Source organism: Agaribacillus sp. DX54, assembly GCF_056858335.1.
On the sequence record NZ_JBXEQE010000029.1, the window covers coordinates 52,892 to 67,633 of the forward strand.

The 14,742-nt window shown below is 38.0% G+C and carries 17 protein-coding genes; 6 read left to right on the forward strand and 11 right to left on the reverse strand.

Annotated features, from left to right (window positions below; genetic code table 11):
• Positions 1–12 precede the first annotated feature (12 nt).
• The 3 genes from AC04NP_RS23665 (at position 13) to AC04NP_RS23675 (ending at position 3,123) form a co-directional block, all read left to right on the forward strand.
• Positions 13–1,329 (forward strand): alpha-L-fucosidase, encoded by a 1,317-nt coding sequence (locus AC04NP_RS23665; RefSeq protein ID WP_482862463.1) that lies wholly within the window; start codon positions 13–15, stop codon positions 1,327–1,329.
• A gap of 97 nt (positions 1,330–1,426) precedes the next feature.
• Positions 1,427–1,921 carry a hypothetical protein gene (locus AC04NP_RS23670; RefSeq protein WP_482862465.1) on the forward strand — a complete coding sequence of 165 codons (495 nt, stop codon included), beginning with the start codon at positions 1,427–1,429 and terminating at the stop codon, positions 1,919–1,921.
• 20 nt (positions 1,922–1,941) lie between these two features.
• Positions 1,942–3,123, forward strand: a complete 1,182-nt coding sequence (locus tag AC04NP_RS23675; RefSeq protein ID WP_482862466.1) for a T9SS type A sorting domain-containing protein — start codon at positions 1,942–1,944, stop codon at positions 3,121–3,123.
• Positions 3,124–3,799: 676 nt separating this feature from the next.
• Here AC04NP_RS23675 and AC04NP_RS23680 read toward each other — a convergent pair.
• The 10 genes from AC04NP_RS23680 to AC04NP_RS23725 all read right to left on the reverse strand — a co-directional run bounded on the left by AC04NP_RS23680 (position 3,800) and on the right by AC04NP_RS23725 (position 10,628).
• Positions 3,800–4,129, reverse strand: a complete 330-nt coding sequence (locus tag AC04NP_RS23680) for a hypothetical protein (protein ID WP_482862467.1) — start codon at positions 4,127–4,129, stop codon at positions 3,800–3,802.
• Between the two features lie 26 nt (positions 4,130–4,155).
• Positions 4,156–4,836: a transposase gene (locus AC04NP_RS23685; RefSeq protein WP_482862468.1), complete on the reverse strand. Its 681-nt coding sequence runs from the start codon at positions 4,834–4,836 to the stop codon at positions 4,156–4,158.
• 257 nt (positions 4,837–5,093) lie between these two features.
• On the reverse strand, positions 5,094–5,222 hold the full coding sequence (locus AC04NP_RS23690; protein ID WP_482862470.1) for a hypothetical protein: 129 nt from the start codon (positions 5,220–5,222) through the stop codon (positions 5,094–5,096).
• A gap of 54 nt (positions 5,223–5,276) precedes the next feature.
• Positions 5,277–5,720, reverse strand: coding sequence for a hypothetical protein (locus AC04NP_RS23695; RefSeq protein ID WP_482862472.1), 444 nt, complete (start codon positions 5,718–5,720; stop codon positions 5,277–5,279).
• Positions 5,721–5,994: 274 nt separating this feature from the next.
• Entirely contained in the window at positions 5,995–6,732 is a 738-nt protein-coding gene (locus AC04NP_RS23700) for a hypothetical protein (RefSeq protein ID WP_482862473.1), read from the reverse strand.
• A gap of 108 nt (positions 6,733–6,840) precedes the next feature.
• Positions 6,841–7,470 carry a hypothetical protein gene (locus AC04NP_RS23705; protein ID WP_482862475.1) on the reverse strand — a complete coding sequence of 210 codons (630 nt, stop codon included), beginning with the start codon at positions 7,468–7,470 and terminating at the stop codon, positions 6,841–6,843.
• Between the two features lie 490 nt (positions 7,471–7,960).
• Complete coding sequence (locus tag AC04NP_RS23710; RefSeq protein ID WP_482862476.1) at positions 7,961–8,377, reverse strand: hypothetical protein; 417 nt, start codon at positions 8,375–8,377, stop codon at positions 7,961–7,963.
• 79 nt (positions 8,378–8,456) lie between these two features.
• On the reverse strand, positions 8,457–9,101 hold the full coding sequence (locus AC04NP_RS23715) for a DUF3800 domain-containing protein (protein WP_482862478.1): 645 nt from the start codon (positions 9,099–9,101) through the stop codon (positions 8,457–8,459).
• 73 nt (positions 9,102–9,174) lie between these two features.
• The gene (locus AC04NP_RS23720) at positions 9,175–9,354 is read right to left on the reverse strand and encodes a tyrosine-type recombinase/integrase (RefSeq protein WP_482862496.1); all 180 of its coding nucleotides are present in this window, start codon (positions 9,352–9,354) and stop codon (positions 9,175–9,177) included.
• A 641-nt stretch (positions 9,355–9,995) separates the two neighbouring features.
• Positions 9,996–10,628, reverse strand: coding sequence for a KilA-N domain-containing protein (locus AC04NP_RS23725; protein WP_482862479.1), 633 nt, complete (start codon positions 10,626–10,628; stop codon positions 9,996–9,998).
• Between the two features lie 177 nt (positions 10,629–10,805).
• On the opposite strand from AC04NP_RS23725, the gene AC04NP_RS23730 reads away from it, so the two are divergent.
• The 3 genes from AC04NP_RS23730 to AC04NP_RS23740 all read left to right on the forward strand — a co-directional run bounded on the left by AC04NP_RS23730 (position 10,806) and on the right by AC04NP_RS23740 (position 11,894).
• Complete coding sequence (locus AC04NP_RS23730; protein WP_482862480.1) at positions 10,806–11,315, forward strand: hypothetical protein; 510 nt, start codon at positions 10,806–10,808, stop codon at positions 11,313–11,315.
• A 73-nt stretch (positions 11,316–11,388) separates the two neighbouring features.
• Positions 11,389–11,640: a type II toxin-antitoxin system Phd/YefM family antitoxin gene (locus tag AC04NP_RS23735; RefSeq protein ID WP_482862481.1), complete on the forward strand. Its 252-nt coding sequence runs from the start codon at positions 11,389–11,391 to the stop codon at positions 11,638–11,640.
• Positions 11,640–11,894: a Txe/YoeB family addiction module toxin gene (locus tag AC04NP_RS23740; RefSeq protein WP_482862482.1), complete on the forward strand. Its 255-nt coding sequence runs from the start codon at positions 11,640–11,642 to the stop codon at positions 11,892–11,894. Before AC04NP_RS23735 ends, AC04NP_RS23740 begins: the two co-directional genes overlap by 1 nt.
• A gap of 1,175 nt (positions 11,895–13,069) precedes the next feature.
• Here the strand turns inward: AC04NP_RS23740 and AC04NP_RS23745 are convergent.
• Positions 13,070–14,518: an ATP-binding protein gene (locus AC04NP_RS23745; RefSeq protein WP_482862483.1), complete on the reverse strand. Its 1,449-nt coding sequence runs from the start codon at positions 14,516–14,518 to the stop codon at positions 13,070–13,072.
• Between the last annotated feature and the right edge of the window lie 224 nt (positions 14,519–14,742).

Here is a 14,742-nt window from a genome sequence, read left to right on the forward strand (position 1 = left end):
CGCCGAAAAAAAATGAAACGTTTTATTTTACTATTGACATTAGAAATCTTTCTTTTTGGGGCAATTCAACTTACTGCCCAGGAGAGGCCACTAAACTTAAATAAATCTGAACGCGAAAAATGGTTTTCGAAATTAGGTTTTGGCATGTTCATCCATTGGAGTGTGGATGTGCAACTGGGAATGGTGATTAGCCATAGCATGGTCGGAGCTTCGGATGATTATTTGGAACGCTACGTCAACGAGCTTCCCAAGACCTTTGACCCGAAGTTATTCAATGCCAAAGAATGGGCAAAGGCTGCACGTTTGGCCGGAATGGAATATGTAGTGTTCACGACCAAGCACCACAATGGATTTTGCATGTTCGATACCGAAACCACTGATTTCAGTATTATGAATACGCCTTATGGAAAAGACATTACAAAGCAAATCGTAGATGCTTTCAGAGAAGAAGGGCTTGCTATTGGCCTTTATTTTTCACCTGACGACTTTTACTTTCTATACAAACAGGGCACTCTCATATCAAGAGACCGAAAAGAAGCCATTGCCTCTGGCAACGAACCTTTGAACAAATACGCCAAAGCACAAATAAAGGAATTAATGAAGAACTATGGAAAGATTGATATCATCTTTTTGGACGGACGTGAGCAATATGCCAAGACCGAACTGGCAAAAGTCTGCTGGGAAATGGACCCCAATGTAGTTGTGACGCGAGGAGCCATTGAAACCCCCGAACAAGAAACCCCTAACGAACCCCTTCCCTCACCGTGGGAAGCCAACTATACCTTTGGTGACCAATGGCAGTATCGTCCTACCAACGAAAATTACAAGTCTGCAAACAATGCTATCGTAAAACTCATTGAAATCAGGGCCAAGGGAGGAAACTTCTTATTGAACTTTGGTCCCGATGAGCTCGGAAGATTTCCACAAGAGCAAAAAGGTGGATTAAATGAGATCTCATTGTGGATGTTCATCAATAAGGAGGCTTTCCATAACACTGTTCCGTTCAAGGTCACCAACGAGTCCAACATCTGGTTCATGCGAAAGCCAGAAGAGAATACGGTCTATGCCTTTATCATAGAGGAAAACTGGAAATTCGGAGAACGAAAGAATTTCAACATTAAGTCATTGCGGGCAAATGACGGTACCAAAATCTCTGTTTTGGGACACAATGGTCTCGTGTTGGAATACAACCCCCGGGTAGACCCTGAACCAACAGTGAAGAATACACAAGAAGGTATTGAGATTTCTGTGATGCGTGCACATAGAATATATAATGATCGTAAATGGCCCAACCCCATTGTGGTTAAGCTTGAGCATGTTGACTTCTAAAAGATGATCAATTAAGATTATACTTCAATTTTTTATCTCCAGTGACATATTATGTCACTGTCAGAGGCTATTATTGTAGTAAACGTTATTGGCCGTCATGGAATTAAAACTTAACACGATAGCTCAAGAAGATACAGCGTTTTTAAAAGCAAGGTTGGCCAACGGTGCCAACCTTAAATCCACAAAACAATTTTATAAACCGATGAAAAAAACCGGCTTAACCTTAACACTAAGTTTATGGATGATACTAGGACTTTTTGGACAAAATATATCGACTGATCCGGACAATCCCGTCAATGAAGAAAGACCTGGGTTAGTTAACAATTTTGATTGGAGAGATAGATTAATCAAGGTATTTCATCCTGATGGTGGTTATGTGGATGGTATCAATAATCCGATCCTGTTAGGGAATCCGTTTTATGAAAGAGAGGAATATCAAAATCATTTTAATTTATTCAACTACGACTTGTCCCTACCAACTGCAGAGGAAGCAGGCAAATTATACTTTCACCCGAAAGACGGTTGGGAATTATTGCACAAAAATAACGGTTTTGAACCAGACGAGGTAACAAAGATACTGATCCGTTGCTAAATCGCGTGGGGCCCTATTTCATGCTTTATAATCGTTATACTGGAAAACTTCGGGTATTGGCCTCTTTTGATGGCATTGGCGCTAATGATAACATTGTCACGACCCTAAATTCAACAGGTGCACCGAACCTGGTCTATAATGGTTTATTCAATAATTACGGGGAAACCTCACAGCCGCTTGACCGTAAAACAGACGTCATTGAAATCTTGGAAGCCTCTAAAGCTCCTATCAACAGAGGATTCATCAGTTCGGATTTTCAGATGAGTTATGACCCTGGTACTTGCGAGAATCAATCGGAATTAATAGTTAATTTTGCCACCCTTAACACGACGAATATGACCCTTGAAGGAAGGTTACTGGCGACATCTATTCCATTAAATGGGTCCGGAAACAATCCGCTCTTGAATAGGCAAAATTTTCTTACCTCAGTTTATAAGGATGGCTTTACTGTAAAGGGCGGCATGCTTACTTACAAAAACATCGATTCGCTCGTTAAAAAGTATGAGTTACCCAAGCTAACGGTGTTTGAAAAAACCGCTTTGGCGGGATTTAAAGCCGCTGTAAAGGGAGTGTCTTCTTTTTTAGATAAAAGTGTGATTGGTACAGGTGTAGCCATTGTTATGGACAGTGTGTTTAAAAAGTTGCCTTTCTATAAAGATCAGGAAAGTGTAGGACTTGGTATTATGGCTGCAGGGGCAGAGGCTTCTTTAACTTTTAAATCAAATAATATTACAATAACTGACGGTGGTTATCTCGGTCCTGGTGTTACATTAAAAGTAGGAATTCCTTTGCCTGATAGGCCGAAAGCGCAACCAAAATCTGACACCTACATCACTAATTTTTGCAACACCGTTTATAAGGGAAGTGAATACAATGGCACGGTAAGCTTTGCCAGGAACGTATCTGTTGCGTCTTTACAACCGAGCTTGGAAAATTCAGCTTTACTGGATAGTTTGTCAAATGGCGTTATCATCTACCCGGTCCCAAATAACGGAATTTTCACAATTAGCTTCGAAGAACCGGCAACAAATTGTCAGGAGATTAAAATACTATCTTCCAGTAATGAAGTCGTGTATAAAAATAAATTAAAAAACGCTTCGTTAAACATTGAATTGGATTTGCGTGGTTTTAAACAGGGGTTTTACTATGCCAAATTCTATTTTAAAAAAGGCATCATTACAAAAAGAGTATGGGTTCAATAAAGCGATTACCTTGTCTACTGATATTAGTATTGATTTTTTCATGCTGCGGCGATTGTGATGACTTCGCATAGCTGACCATCATAGAAAAATATGGTCTGGATTCCTGGGAAAAACAAGGGCTTATTAAAGGAGACTTGTATGTATCAGGCATAGATGTCCCGCTTCACGCAGATCTGCAAACCAATACAAATAGAGAAATTGTCATAAATAATTTATTGGAAGGTACATATAGATTTGAATATTATGTGAAACCTTATGGGACTCAATATTGGCCTACTCCAAGAGATACTGTTTTTCAGATCAAGGAAAGTCAGCACCTGACGCTAATTATTAAATGAAGCTAAATTACAAAAGATAAACCGCCACCGGCAGTTTTATTGGGCTGGCCCACAGATCAATTTGAACTATGGAAGTAGGGGAGGGGTTTATTTCTGGGAAGATCAAAAATAGGTTTTTCTCCTCTATAGCGATCTTAGAGCATTGGTAATTAGGGATATTCGTTAAAAAGAGGGAAAAATACGTTAACCAAATTTTATTTGGTGTTTAGGAGCTAGTGCTGCTGTGTTTTTTGAGTGGGTTTAGGATAAGTGGCCATTTTCCACGGGGATATCGAGGTTTTCAGACGCACTTTTCCATTCAACCATTTGATTGTCAGTATTTTGAACAGGGAAAATAATTAAGCAGCTTGTTTAGGAACCTTGGTATGTAGTTCTATACAGGAGGGCAATCGAACTCCTTCATGGAAAGCATCAAAGCTTAAATGCTCCATAAAATTGATACCCCCTACCTGGATCATGTTCACCTTAGGGCCAAACTCTACCCTTTTTATTTCTTTGCCACGGACAATAAGCCGAATGTAATCCTTATCGATACTAACCATCTTATCGGTTGGATGCTCACCGGTTTGATATTGATAGCTTTGCTGTCGGTAAATTTGCTCAATAATGGCCCTTCTTTTATGATAGCTGGCAGGTAGTTGTATCCTATCAGGTAAATGGCTTTCCACCCTATCGAGTTGTTCAGATAGTTTGTTCAGTAGATATAATAAACTTTTGATCCTTTTTTGCTTGAGCTGATAAGTCTTCTTTTTATTTTTTTGATACGATAAATACTTCGACTTTTGATCAGCGTATTTATTACCGGGCATCCGAAGGCCGCCAGCTTGCAAGTCTTTTTCATCTGTTTATAAAGCCATTCACAGCATTCCCATAATAGTCTTTCTTCGGTAGGATAGCGCATATAGCGCTCATAAGCAGTAGCATCGGTAAGTAGCACGTTGGTATCGGTCAGGTAGCGGCCCCAAGCAAGAGCCAGGATCGATTGTACAGCGGCAATGTCCAACTTTGAGGCCAGCTCTGAACGAATATCACTGATCAACTTGAAGCCTGGAACACGGTCACCGGGCTTAAAATAAACCCCACAAAAAAACTGAAAACTGTAATCAGTGCTTAACCGCTCCATCAGTTTACGATCCGAGTAACCCGTATAGGCTTTCAGCAACATTAAGGCCACTTTTCCCTGCGTGGTGAAAATAGACTTCCTACCTCTTGAATGTTTACTTCTATTAAGCTGCTTTAAAAAATAATAAGAAAGACCTTTCCACGGAATGGCCCCATGCAATTGTCCTAACCTGGATTGTTTAAAGGATTGGTAATACAACTCATATTCCTGATGGGGAGCCAGAAAGTTGATCGGCAGAATATTATTTGGCAAAATTGTGTGACTTCGGGTTATCTGAAAAAAGAATTAACCCAAATTAATCCCATTATTGGCTACTTTTGGGGTTTTTTCTTACTTTTTTTCAACCCTAATTGCCTCAGCTTTTGATAGTGGGGCATTTTAATGAATATCCCTTTTTAATAGAGGATTTGGAGAGGTTGGAGAAGTATTTTGAGTTATTTGATGGGTTAGTAACAATTTAGCCTTACTTCATTTTTCATAGAACAATACGACTCAAAGGGGCTGGCTACTTAATTATCTAATGCCCCCAATATATCCCTTACTTCCTTAATCTTCCCGTGGTCAGGATGAAAATTTAATTCATATATTTCCAATGCTTTAGTTAAAAGTTCCCGTGCCTCCGTTTGTTGATCATTCATAATTAAGATAGCTGCCTTCCACGAATACATGTCTCCAATTGTTGGGTGGTTATCTCAATGGTATGGAGTGAAATTTTCTAGGGCTTGATTTATTAGTTCTAGTGCAGTTACGAAGGCTTTCCTCATAAATTGAAATTCACTTTTATTCATTAATACAATTCCGACATCCGGATGCAAACCTGGGTATCGATGTTGATAAAGCTGAAGAGACCTGGTGAATAGAGAGTCTGCTTTTGAGAGTTTTAATTTCTTCATTGAAAGAAGGTCAAGACCATTCAAAGCACTGGCAATAGACAAACTTGAGTCTCTTTCTGCTTTGATATTTAGCTCGATGGATTTCTGATAAAGTGTGTCAGCAGCAAAATCCTGACTCGTAGCATAAAATATGTAAGCAATGTCATTTAACAAACCAGAAGCCCGCTCGTCCATGAAGAATTCATGCAATTTTGCAAGTCTTAAACTTTCAACTGCGTATTTCTCAGCCTCATCATAAGACAACTGTTCGATTTTGATTCGTCCAATTGTTGCTAGAAGTTCAGGGATTTTATCATTATCACCTCCAAAGTCGCGTTCATAAACCTTCTTGACATTTAATAATATATTCAGGGCTTTAGAATAGTTCCCAACATAATAATGATAATAGCCTCCTCTCTCAACATAGTCATGAAACCGAATAGATTGACTACCGTAATTAGTTCTCTGATTTCCTTACCCTTCTGAATACTGGCAAGCGCCGAATCGTAGTTTGGAATATTAATCCAAGCATTGAAAATTATAAGGCTTCTCTGTAAACCTTGGAATCATAAAGCTTCTTCGCTTTACAAGCATATGCTCTGTAAACATTCGTATAAGTGGCTTGAATTCTCCAAAGCTGTTTTAAGTCCTTTCTCGTCAGTGAATCTTCATCTATCCAAAGCCAGTTCATACCTTCGCTAAATGATTGAAGGGCTAGTTCGATGGCTTTATCACAATTACCAAGATCTAATTGTTCGTCTGTTCGTTCAACTAAATCAAAGGCTCTCATATTACTGACCAGATCATCGCTTCCCGCGTTTAAAAAAATGATCGTATTTCGGTAAAATGAATTCCCTTTTAAACACAATCCAAAGAAGCATGTAATTATCAAAACTATTGCTGATCGCAAAAGAATTGATTTAAGGTTACTTTCAATCTTATTCTTTCGAATCAATCTTAAGTTTATTAATCCAACTAGAAAGGAAGTGAAAACTATATTGATGAAAGGCAAGATTTGAAGCCAATCCCAATTACGCAAATAGATGGAAAATGGTATTGTGATTAGCGATGTTGCTAATGCTACACCGGCTAAAACCGGTATGATTAATGGTGAATTTTCTTGAGGTTCAAAAATCTTGAAAGCTCCAACCAGATAATAAAGACTAAAAGCAAAAGTTGCCAGTACGAAAAAGCCTGCCCCGCCAGGATAGTCTACTCCGTTTAAAAGTAAAAAGGTGATCCAGGTAATTACTAATATTAGTTCGGTTCTCTTCAATTGGATTTGGGATTATAGATAAGATTCGGGTATTGGTCATAGGATGGCTTAGGCGCCAGCTTTGTGCGGCCATAACATATACATTTTATTTGGTATTTAGTTATTTTTTCATTTTTCCCATCCTAATTCGCCATAAAGCAAACGCTCATATTCTTTGTTTCCCATAATTTTCTTGCTTAAAGACAAAGCGTCATCAGGTACTTTCTTGAAAATTTTGTCGTCCATGGGTAATGCAAGTTTATAAAAATAGAGTTCTATTAAGTTGTCTGTAGTCCCTGCCGCCTTTAACAATGTTTCTCTAAGCTCGGTGGTGTCCTCGGCACTCACATTCAGCCAGTACATAAGACTTGATATCCCTATTCTCTCTTTAAAAGTCGCTGCCTTGAATTTTTCTGATAGCCAATGAACGACTGTTTTTCCACCAAAAGACCGTAAACAAGGACGAAGAAATATTCGATTGAAACTTGGATCCCGAAAGTCAATAGCCGATTGTAGCATTAGCTCCATTAAAGACTGGTCAAAACTGTCATAATAGTAAAGCAAGTCAGCAACAAAGTATTTTTTACTCCAGCCGTCATTACTCTCTTCGAGCGTTTGAATTAATTCTCGCGTTAGTTCGTCAGTTAGGCTTGGATTGGATTCTTTAAAGTCCGCAAGTATTTCATTGTCTTTGTCATAATCAGGATCAAAGAAATCTCCTTTGTCAATGTATTTCTTTATGGCTTCTTGAATGTCCATTTTTTCAATGCACGGCAACGTTTTGGTTAAAGCTAGCGCGGTCCTCCGCAAATTCCTAAAGAACCGAGATCTCCATCGTCAATCGCATTTGTATCTATCGAATACGAAACGACTGCATTAGCTTTAGGTGTTGTTGAACTCAACCTACGGTAGCTAAAGTACATCGACTACTGTAAGCTAAGCTCATAAACAAATATTAATATTATGAGTAAAGCTACAAAAAATTATGGATGGTTGAATACAAAACCCAACAGTGCCAAAACCTTATTAGAGCGAACCAAGCGGGAAGTTCCAAGCTTTTTAGATCACATTTCGAAATTTGAAAAGCAAGTTATAATAGGGGGCTATTCCTAAAGCCACTATTCAACTATTCCCGGTCGCTGGCCAGCATCAGCCTGTATTTTAAAAAATCACCACTGAACCTAGACCTGATGAGATCATTGCCTATCTGGTTTTTGCGAAAATGGTGCAAAGCCTTCCAAAGATTGATTCAAATCACATCAGTATAGCGGAAATCCTTATAAGTCAAGTTTGTTTTTCTAAGTAAATCTTTTCTCATTTCTAGGATAATATTTCCAATTACTTGTCTTCCCCTAACTGGGTCTGGTGACTTACCTCGTTCTTCAATCAATAATCTAATAAATTCATTAATGGCTTTGACGACTTCGTCTGAACTGTACAGCCAAGATTTATATTGTTCTTCGAAAAACTTTATTTTAGTTTCAGGTGAAACAGTTGACCCAATAAATCCTTGAAGAGCAATTATTAGGTTAGAGTATTTCTCCTCCTTGAATTTCATCATCGCCTCTTTTTGCTTTGTTCGAACAGCAAAAAAATAAGTTAAAAAGCTGCCCAGTGCAGCACTTACAATTGGAAGTATTATTAGAAGAATATCTTTTATTTCCATACGTTCTATTGCCGGTAATAACTAAGCATTCGCGTGGTCGATAGGCCGAACATGAATGCTTAGTTAGTAGGCCACGTTTTTATTTATTAATTATGTCTGTCAGTTGAAGCAGGTTTGAGTGATTACATCTTGCATAGTATAAAGTTTGATCAAATCCAAGTTCGTTGAGTGGGCCACTGAAGTACTCTTGTCCATCTGAATTATTTCCGCGATTGTAACCATAATAGTATTCATTATCAAAAGGTTTTGACATGTTAGATTCAGGCCCATCAAGGATCACTTGAATGTGATTCATTTGGTTTTCTGAGGCATATATTCCAACTCGCATAAGTGCATTTGAGAACAGGTAAGATGACAAATTCTCTTTTATCGGTTTTTGATCCTTTTTATCGGCCTGATAGTTCTCTATGCAAGAAATAAAGAGTCTATACTCAAACTGCAATGATTCCTGAACAATTCGTTTGCGCCAAATTGCAGATTCTCTTAAAAACGTATCATACTCTTCCTTCCTGTTAAATCGCTCATAAAGTTCTTTCAAGTCTCGCATATTATATTTTAATGGCATGTCTTCACCGGTGTAATCTCGCTTAACCTCCTTCATTAGATTGCTTAATTCCACTTTGTCTTGACGAGTAATTAATATTCCACCAAAAAGAAAGACAGATCTTTTTGAATCCCCGTGTTTTTTCTTTAAGGCACTATCGTCTGCATACCATTTGTACATAAATTTATTTTAAATGTGGCCTAACAATTCGCTAAGCACCACGTGTTGTGCTTAGATCTATTTTATCAAAACCTTAATCTAAATGATTTTTAATAAAATTCATATCCGCATTGGTAACATGCGTGTAGATTTCTGTGGTCTTACTCGAGCTATGGCCTACTAACACCTGTATGTGTCTTAAACTTACTCCATCTTTCAATAAATGGGTAGGAAACGAATGCCTTAATGTTTGAGCTTTTACCTTTTTTCTAATTTTTACCTTTTACAGATGCGCCAAGAATGATATTCATAATACTTGCCCCGCTGTATTTACCAACACCTGATCCCTCAAACAAATACACCGAAGGTCTAAAACAACCGACAAAAAGTCCTCAGGTCTTTAAGTATAGTTTTACTCAGTAAAGTGTATTGATCTTTTCCACCTTTGGCATCCTCAAACCGATCAACATTCTTTTACTATTTACAAGGTGAATAATACCCTGACGAAAAAACAGAATCCTTTATCAAGGGGTAACATGCGCTGAAATTTAACACGATAAGGGGGCAATATGGTGCAAAATCTGATTGGCTATTCTCTTAAGGGGGTCAACATGCACCGGAATAGTAGGCTATTATAACTCAAAAATAAACTTTGTATCTTAATTTTCTACTTTACATATTTATTTTCCGATAACTCGGACTTTAGTGGGTCAGTATACTCCGGTATATCCATTATTTCAGTTGCTTAATGTTTTTATTACTTAAAAGTGACCGCATCTGGGTAATGGCTATTTTGTTCAGTTGCTTCAGCCGTTCGCTTTGGCTCAAACTTTGACGGATCAGGACGGCATTGATACTTTCCATATTGCTCAACACCACCAATTGTTCGATAGTAGCGGTATCATGGATATTACCTTACGCATCGGGATTGGCCTCCCGCCATTGTTTTGCCGTCATGCCAAACAAAGCCATGTTCAGCATGTCGGCCTCATCGGCATATACGAAATTGATTTTGTCCTTTGACAGGGCAGGTGGAATCAGGTTTTCTTTTATAGCGTCCGTATGAATGCGATAATTGACTTTAGCCAGTGTTCGTTGCAAGTTCCATTCCAGTTTCAGGCGGTCGTTTTCTTCTTCTTTTAGGTGCTGGTATTCTTTCACCAGAAGTAGCTGAAATTTCGGACTGATCCACATGCCAAAATGGAATGCTATGTCCTTATGGGCATAGGTACCTCCATACCTGCCAGCTTTGGCTGTAATTCCTATTGCCTTAGTAGATTCTATCCATTGCTTCGCGGAAAGCACAAAGTTATTGCTACCGGCTGCATTTTTAATTGTACCGAATTCGGTATAATTAAAACCCGGATTATACAGGGACTCCCATTCACCGAGGTACTCAATGGTATTTTTCAAACTAAGCCACTTGATGATTACAACCTCCTGAAGTTGGCTTTTAGCCATATCAGTGAGCGAAATGTAATCATCAATATCTTGAGAAAGGATGGTGATCTCCGTGCCTTCTATGGTAATCTTCTTGTTCTTAGCCATAGCTCGCTATCATGTCAAATAGTAACCCTGTTTCATTTCATCCATAATCTTCTGCAACATCGCCACTTTTTCCTTTTCGCTTTTTAGCAATTCCTCGTACAATTTTTCAATTTTATCAATGGCCTCCACCCATTTATCAATAGGGTTTTAACCGGTTATCTTGTTAAGAAAAAGGGATTGTACTACTACAAATGTGGTGTAAAGGGGTGTAAATCCAACCGGAGCGCCAAAGTCTTCCATGAAAAATTTAAGGAGTTGCTGGATCAGTTTACTATAAATGGCAACCTCATCCAACCTATCCGGGAACAGCTTTACTTCAGAGTCGACCAATTAACCCAGGACAACAGGAACCAGGAGAAGTTATTAAAAGAGCGATTGAAAGAAATTGAAACGAAAATAGCGAAAGCCCAGGAAAAACATTTTTTAGGTGAAATAGACTCCGGGGTTTACGAAAAATTTATGCCCAAGTATAAGCAGGAAAAGAGTCAAATTCTGATGGAAATTCAAAAGCTTGGGAAAAAAAGTTCGAACCTTGATAAATTTATTGACAAATTTCTTGAAATGTTGCCTAATTTGACGAATTTATGGGCTTTGGCAAGCGGAGTCGGGATAACTGGATCTCGATCGAACTTTTTGATTGAGGATTTGGAGAGGTTGGAGGGGTATTTTGAGTTATTCGATTGGTGAGGCTTCCTTCATTTCTAAAGAATTGATTGTACAGCTAGTTGTACAATAGAATATTTATGATTATATTTGCTTTATGGAAATAACTACATATTCAAATTTTCGTCGGAATCTTAAATCCTTTTTGGATATGGTTTTGAATACGCGGTCTCCTTTGTTTGTTTCCCGCTCTAAAGGTGAAGACGTGGTAGTACTTTCTAAATCTGACTATGAAAGCATGCAGGAAACTCTTTATTTATTGGGCAGTTCTAAAAATGCCGAGAGGCTCTTCAAGGGTATTGAGGAATTTAAAAAGGGAAAGGGCATTAAAAGAGAACTCCTTGATTGATGGAATTAATCTTTCTTAGTCCAGCTTGGGAGGACTACTTATACTGGCAAAAAACAGATAAAAAAATACTTAAAAGGATCAACGAATTAATCAGGCAGTGCCAGCGAACTCCTTATGAAGGCATAGGAAAGCCAGAACCGTTGAAGGGTGATCTATCGGGTTGGTGGTCTAGAAGAATCGACCAGCAGCACAGGCTCGTATATAGAAAAGAAGAAAAGGGGCTTTACATGCTTCAATGCCGTCGGCATTATTAAAAGTTTCGGCTAACCCTGGAAATCTGGAACTAAAGAGCCAGCAAAAAAAATCGACAAAAACGTTGCCTAATAATACAGGAAAAACACAATAAGCGTATACTTTTGTGTAAACCACAAACAAAAAGATGCAGTTACATTCTATTTTAAAGAATTAACTTCAATTTTAAATGACCGACTTTCGGAGAAGCTTACACTTTTACCTTTTAGCTGTTCGGAACTTTTCAAATAATTAATAGAATGGTATTAACAACCCGAATGGTGGCAGATTACGTGGGCCAATCTTACTATCGAAAGTGGGTTACTCTGTTATGTTAAAAGCAACAGTTCGAGCAACAGCAACAGTGTTTATCGCTTGCAGTTGCTCTTGCCAATTTGTCGGGATGACTGGCTCCCGATCGAACTTTTTGATGGAGGATTTGAAGAGGTTGGAGGGGTATTTTGAGAAATTCGATTGATGAGTGATAATATGGCCTTACTTATTTTTCCGATAAAGCCAAATTCGGGGTGATAGGAATGCATATATCCATTTAGCGTAGGGGCTCATTTTCTATTTGATGTTCATTTAAATAACCCAGATCACAGATCTTGCCCAGCCGCCTTAAAAAATAAAAGGGCGTAGTCACAGACGCCAGGGTTTCCTTTTTTTATGGAACATTCAGGCCGAGAGGGGATGCTGTCGATATTGACAACTGGCCAAATGATGTGCGCCAAAGCTAAAACAACTGCGATAATTGAAACGGTGTTCTTGGTTTTGGGTGATAATAAGTAATTAGTATTCTTGGCGTTCATATTGATAATCTACATTTATCCAGTGCATACAGACCATCTGGAATGCGTCGACAGTCGCTGCAGCAATTGGCTTTCAGATTCCATATGGCACGTGCATCTGGACTTTATTAATACCTACAACGCACCGGCTATGCCCAGTAAGGGATTTCAAAGCATAATCCTTGCGGATTGCACTTAGCCAGAGCGTTGTATTTTATTTTTAATTTATCCATTCTTAAAAGCCAAATCGTTGATTTGGCGGTGTTTGTTTAAAGCACTGAACTTTCATAAACCAACAAACGCCCTATTTGCTATATACCTTAGCGATATTTTAATCACATTACAAACCACATTTAAGTCAAATAGACAAAGATATTTGGTACTTCAGTCACATAAAGGTCACATTACTATGCCCAGAAGGGGATGTATTTAGCATGTTTCTTCGAACTGCTTTCCGGGTCATAATCCTTAATTAATCCTGATTTAATTGTTTCTGAAATTATTCTTGATGCTATTGAGTAATTCTTTTCTTCTATGCCAAACCGTTCTCTTAATGACTGATTGGTCATATTTTTACCAGATACGACTTTAAGGCATGCGTGTAAATATGTTGCTCTGATTTTGTCCTCTTTATCCATCTGTCTAAGCGTTTTGTGAGAATACATAATGATTCTGGTGTAGTTCTCACCTTCAATAAATTTTGGAGCTGGAAGCTGAAAGAATTCGCATTCAAAAAGTACTTTGTCAATCCCGCTGCCTCGTTCTTCGCAAATGTTTAATCGCCTCATAAAATGAGCAAGTCTCTCATTCCTTGATTGTGGATTATGGTCAACAAATCTTAAAGTGTTAATAAGAGGTTTGCCTGGGTTTGATATTTCTATTCGATCTGAAAAGAGTTCAATCATTGGTCCAGTTCCACGTTCACGAAAATCTTGATGAATGACAGCATTCGCCACAAGCTCTCTAATTGCTAATTTTGGATACATTTTAACCTCTTTTCTCAATGCACTATCAATGATCTCATTTGTAGGTAGTTGATCATCTATGTAATTCACGAGACCTTCAAAACCTACTGCATAACCCTTCTTTCCAGATTGCTCTTTTATTGTTTTTCGTTTGTTCTTACCATCATAGATAATTACCCTGACTGCTTTTCTCTCTAATGTTTCAAAATGTTCAATATCCTTAGCAAAGAGTATTGCTCCAAGATTTGTTATACTATAAATCGAACCTTCCTTAATGAGTAATTTCTCTTGTCTTAATTTATCGATGATGCCATATTTGTTAGATGGTAATGGAAGGTTCATCATATCAAAATATGAGGGATAATCCAGAAGCTTTAATACTTCATCAATGCTCAAATTACCCTTTGCTATTTCATTTTCGAATTGAACCATTGGCTCCCTAGTCCATATTAGTCTTTCTTTTTCGGGATATTCAGATAACTTCTTCTTGTATGAACCAACTCTTATAAAGGCAGTACCTCGAAATGTCACTGGTGTATTTGTGGTTGCCTTAATCTTGAAAATCACGACTCGTCCTTCCGTGTGATTTAATGTATGGTGCTCAAAGTGAATCCTTGGATTTAGTAACCTTGACAACCAAGGGATCAAATCCTCATTTCCTTTCGCTTTTGTATTTGCGTCAAATTTGGTTCCTATTATTCTACGTGTCTTATCTTCAACGCCAAAGACAAGGTAGCCATAAGGTTTGTCGTGAATACAAGCAGAATTTGACAATGCTGAAATGTACTCACCTAATTTTTGATCATTATTTGTTTTGAATTCAATCCATTCTGTTTCAGCTTGAAAAGTTCTTAATTCACTTAGTAAGATATTTAGCTCTCGTTCATCCATAAGTCACATAGAAACATTGAATTAGAGAGTAAAGATAAGGCTTTTGTTAGTTTAGTCACATAACAGTCACATAAAAATTATCGCTAACAAATCGCTATATAGATGATGTGGCGCATAATTTGTTTTAAAAACTTTAATCTAAAGGATTTTTAATACAAATCATATCTGTACTAGTCACATAAGTGTATATTTCTGTAGTTCTGATTAACTTATAGCCTGCTGGA

Coding starts and splice junctions, on each gene's coding strand:
- AC04NP_RS23665 (WP_482862463.1), top strand. CDS start 13: ATGAAACGTTTTATTTTACTATTGACATTAGAAATCTTTCTTTTTGGG.
- AC04NP_RS23670 (WP_482862465.1), top strand. CDS start 1,427: ATGGAATTAAAACTTAACACGATAGCTCAAGAAGATACAGCGTTTTTA.
- AC04NP_RS23675 (WP_482862466.1), top strand. CDS start 1,942: ATGCTTTATAATCGTTATACTGGAAAACTTCGGGTATTGGCCTCTTTT.
- AC04NP_RS23690 (WP_482862470.1), bottom strand. CDS start 5,222: ATGAATGATCAACAAACGGAGGCACGGGAACTTTTAACTAAAGCATTG.
- AC04NP_RS23705 (WP_482862475.1), bottom strand. CDS start 7,470: ATGGACATTCAAGAAGCCATAAAGAAATACATTGACAAAGGAGATTTC.
- AC04NP_RS23710 (WP_482862476.1), bottom strand. CDS start 8,377: ATGGAAATAAAAGATATTCTTCTAATAATACTTCCAATTGTAAGTGCT.
- AC04NP_RS23715 (WP_482862478.1), bottom strand. CDS start 9,101: ATGTACAAATGGTATGCAGACGATAGTGCCTTAAAGAAAAAACACGGG.
- AC04NP_RS23725 (WP_482862479.1), bottom strand. CDS start 10,628: ATGGCTAAGAACAAGAAGATTACCATAGAAGGCACGGAGATCACCATC.
- AC04NP_RS23735 (WP_482862481.1), top strand. CDS start 11,389: ATGGAAATAACTACATATTCAAATTTTCGTCGGAATCTTAAATCCTTT.
- AC04NP_RS23740 (WP_482862482.1), top strand. CDS start 11,640: ATGGAATTAATCTTTCTTAGTCCAGCTTGGGAGGACTACTTATACTGG.
- AC04NP_RS23745 (WP_482862483.1), bottom strand. CDS start 14,518: ATGGATGAACGAGAGCTAAATATCTTACTAAGTGAATTAAGAACTTTT.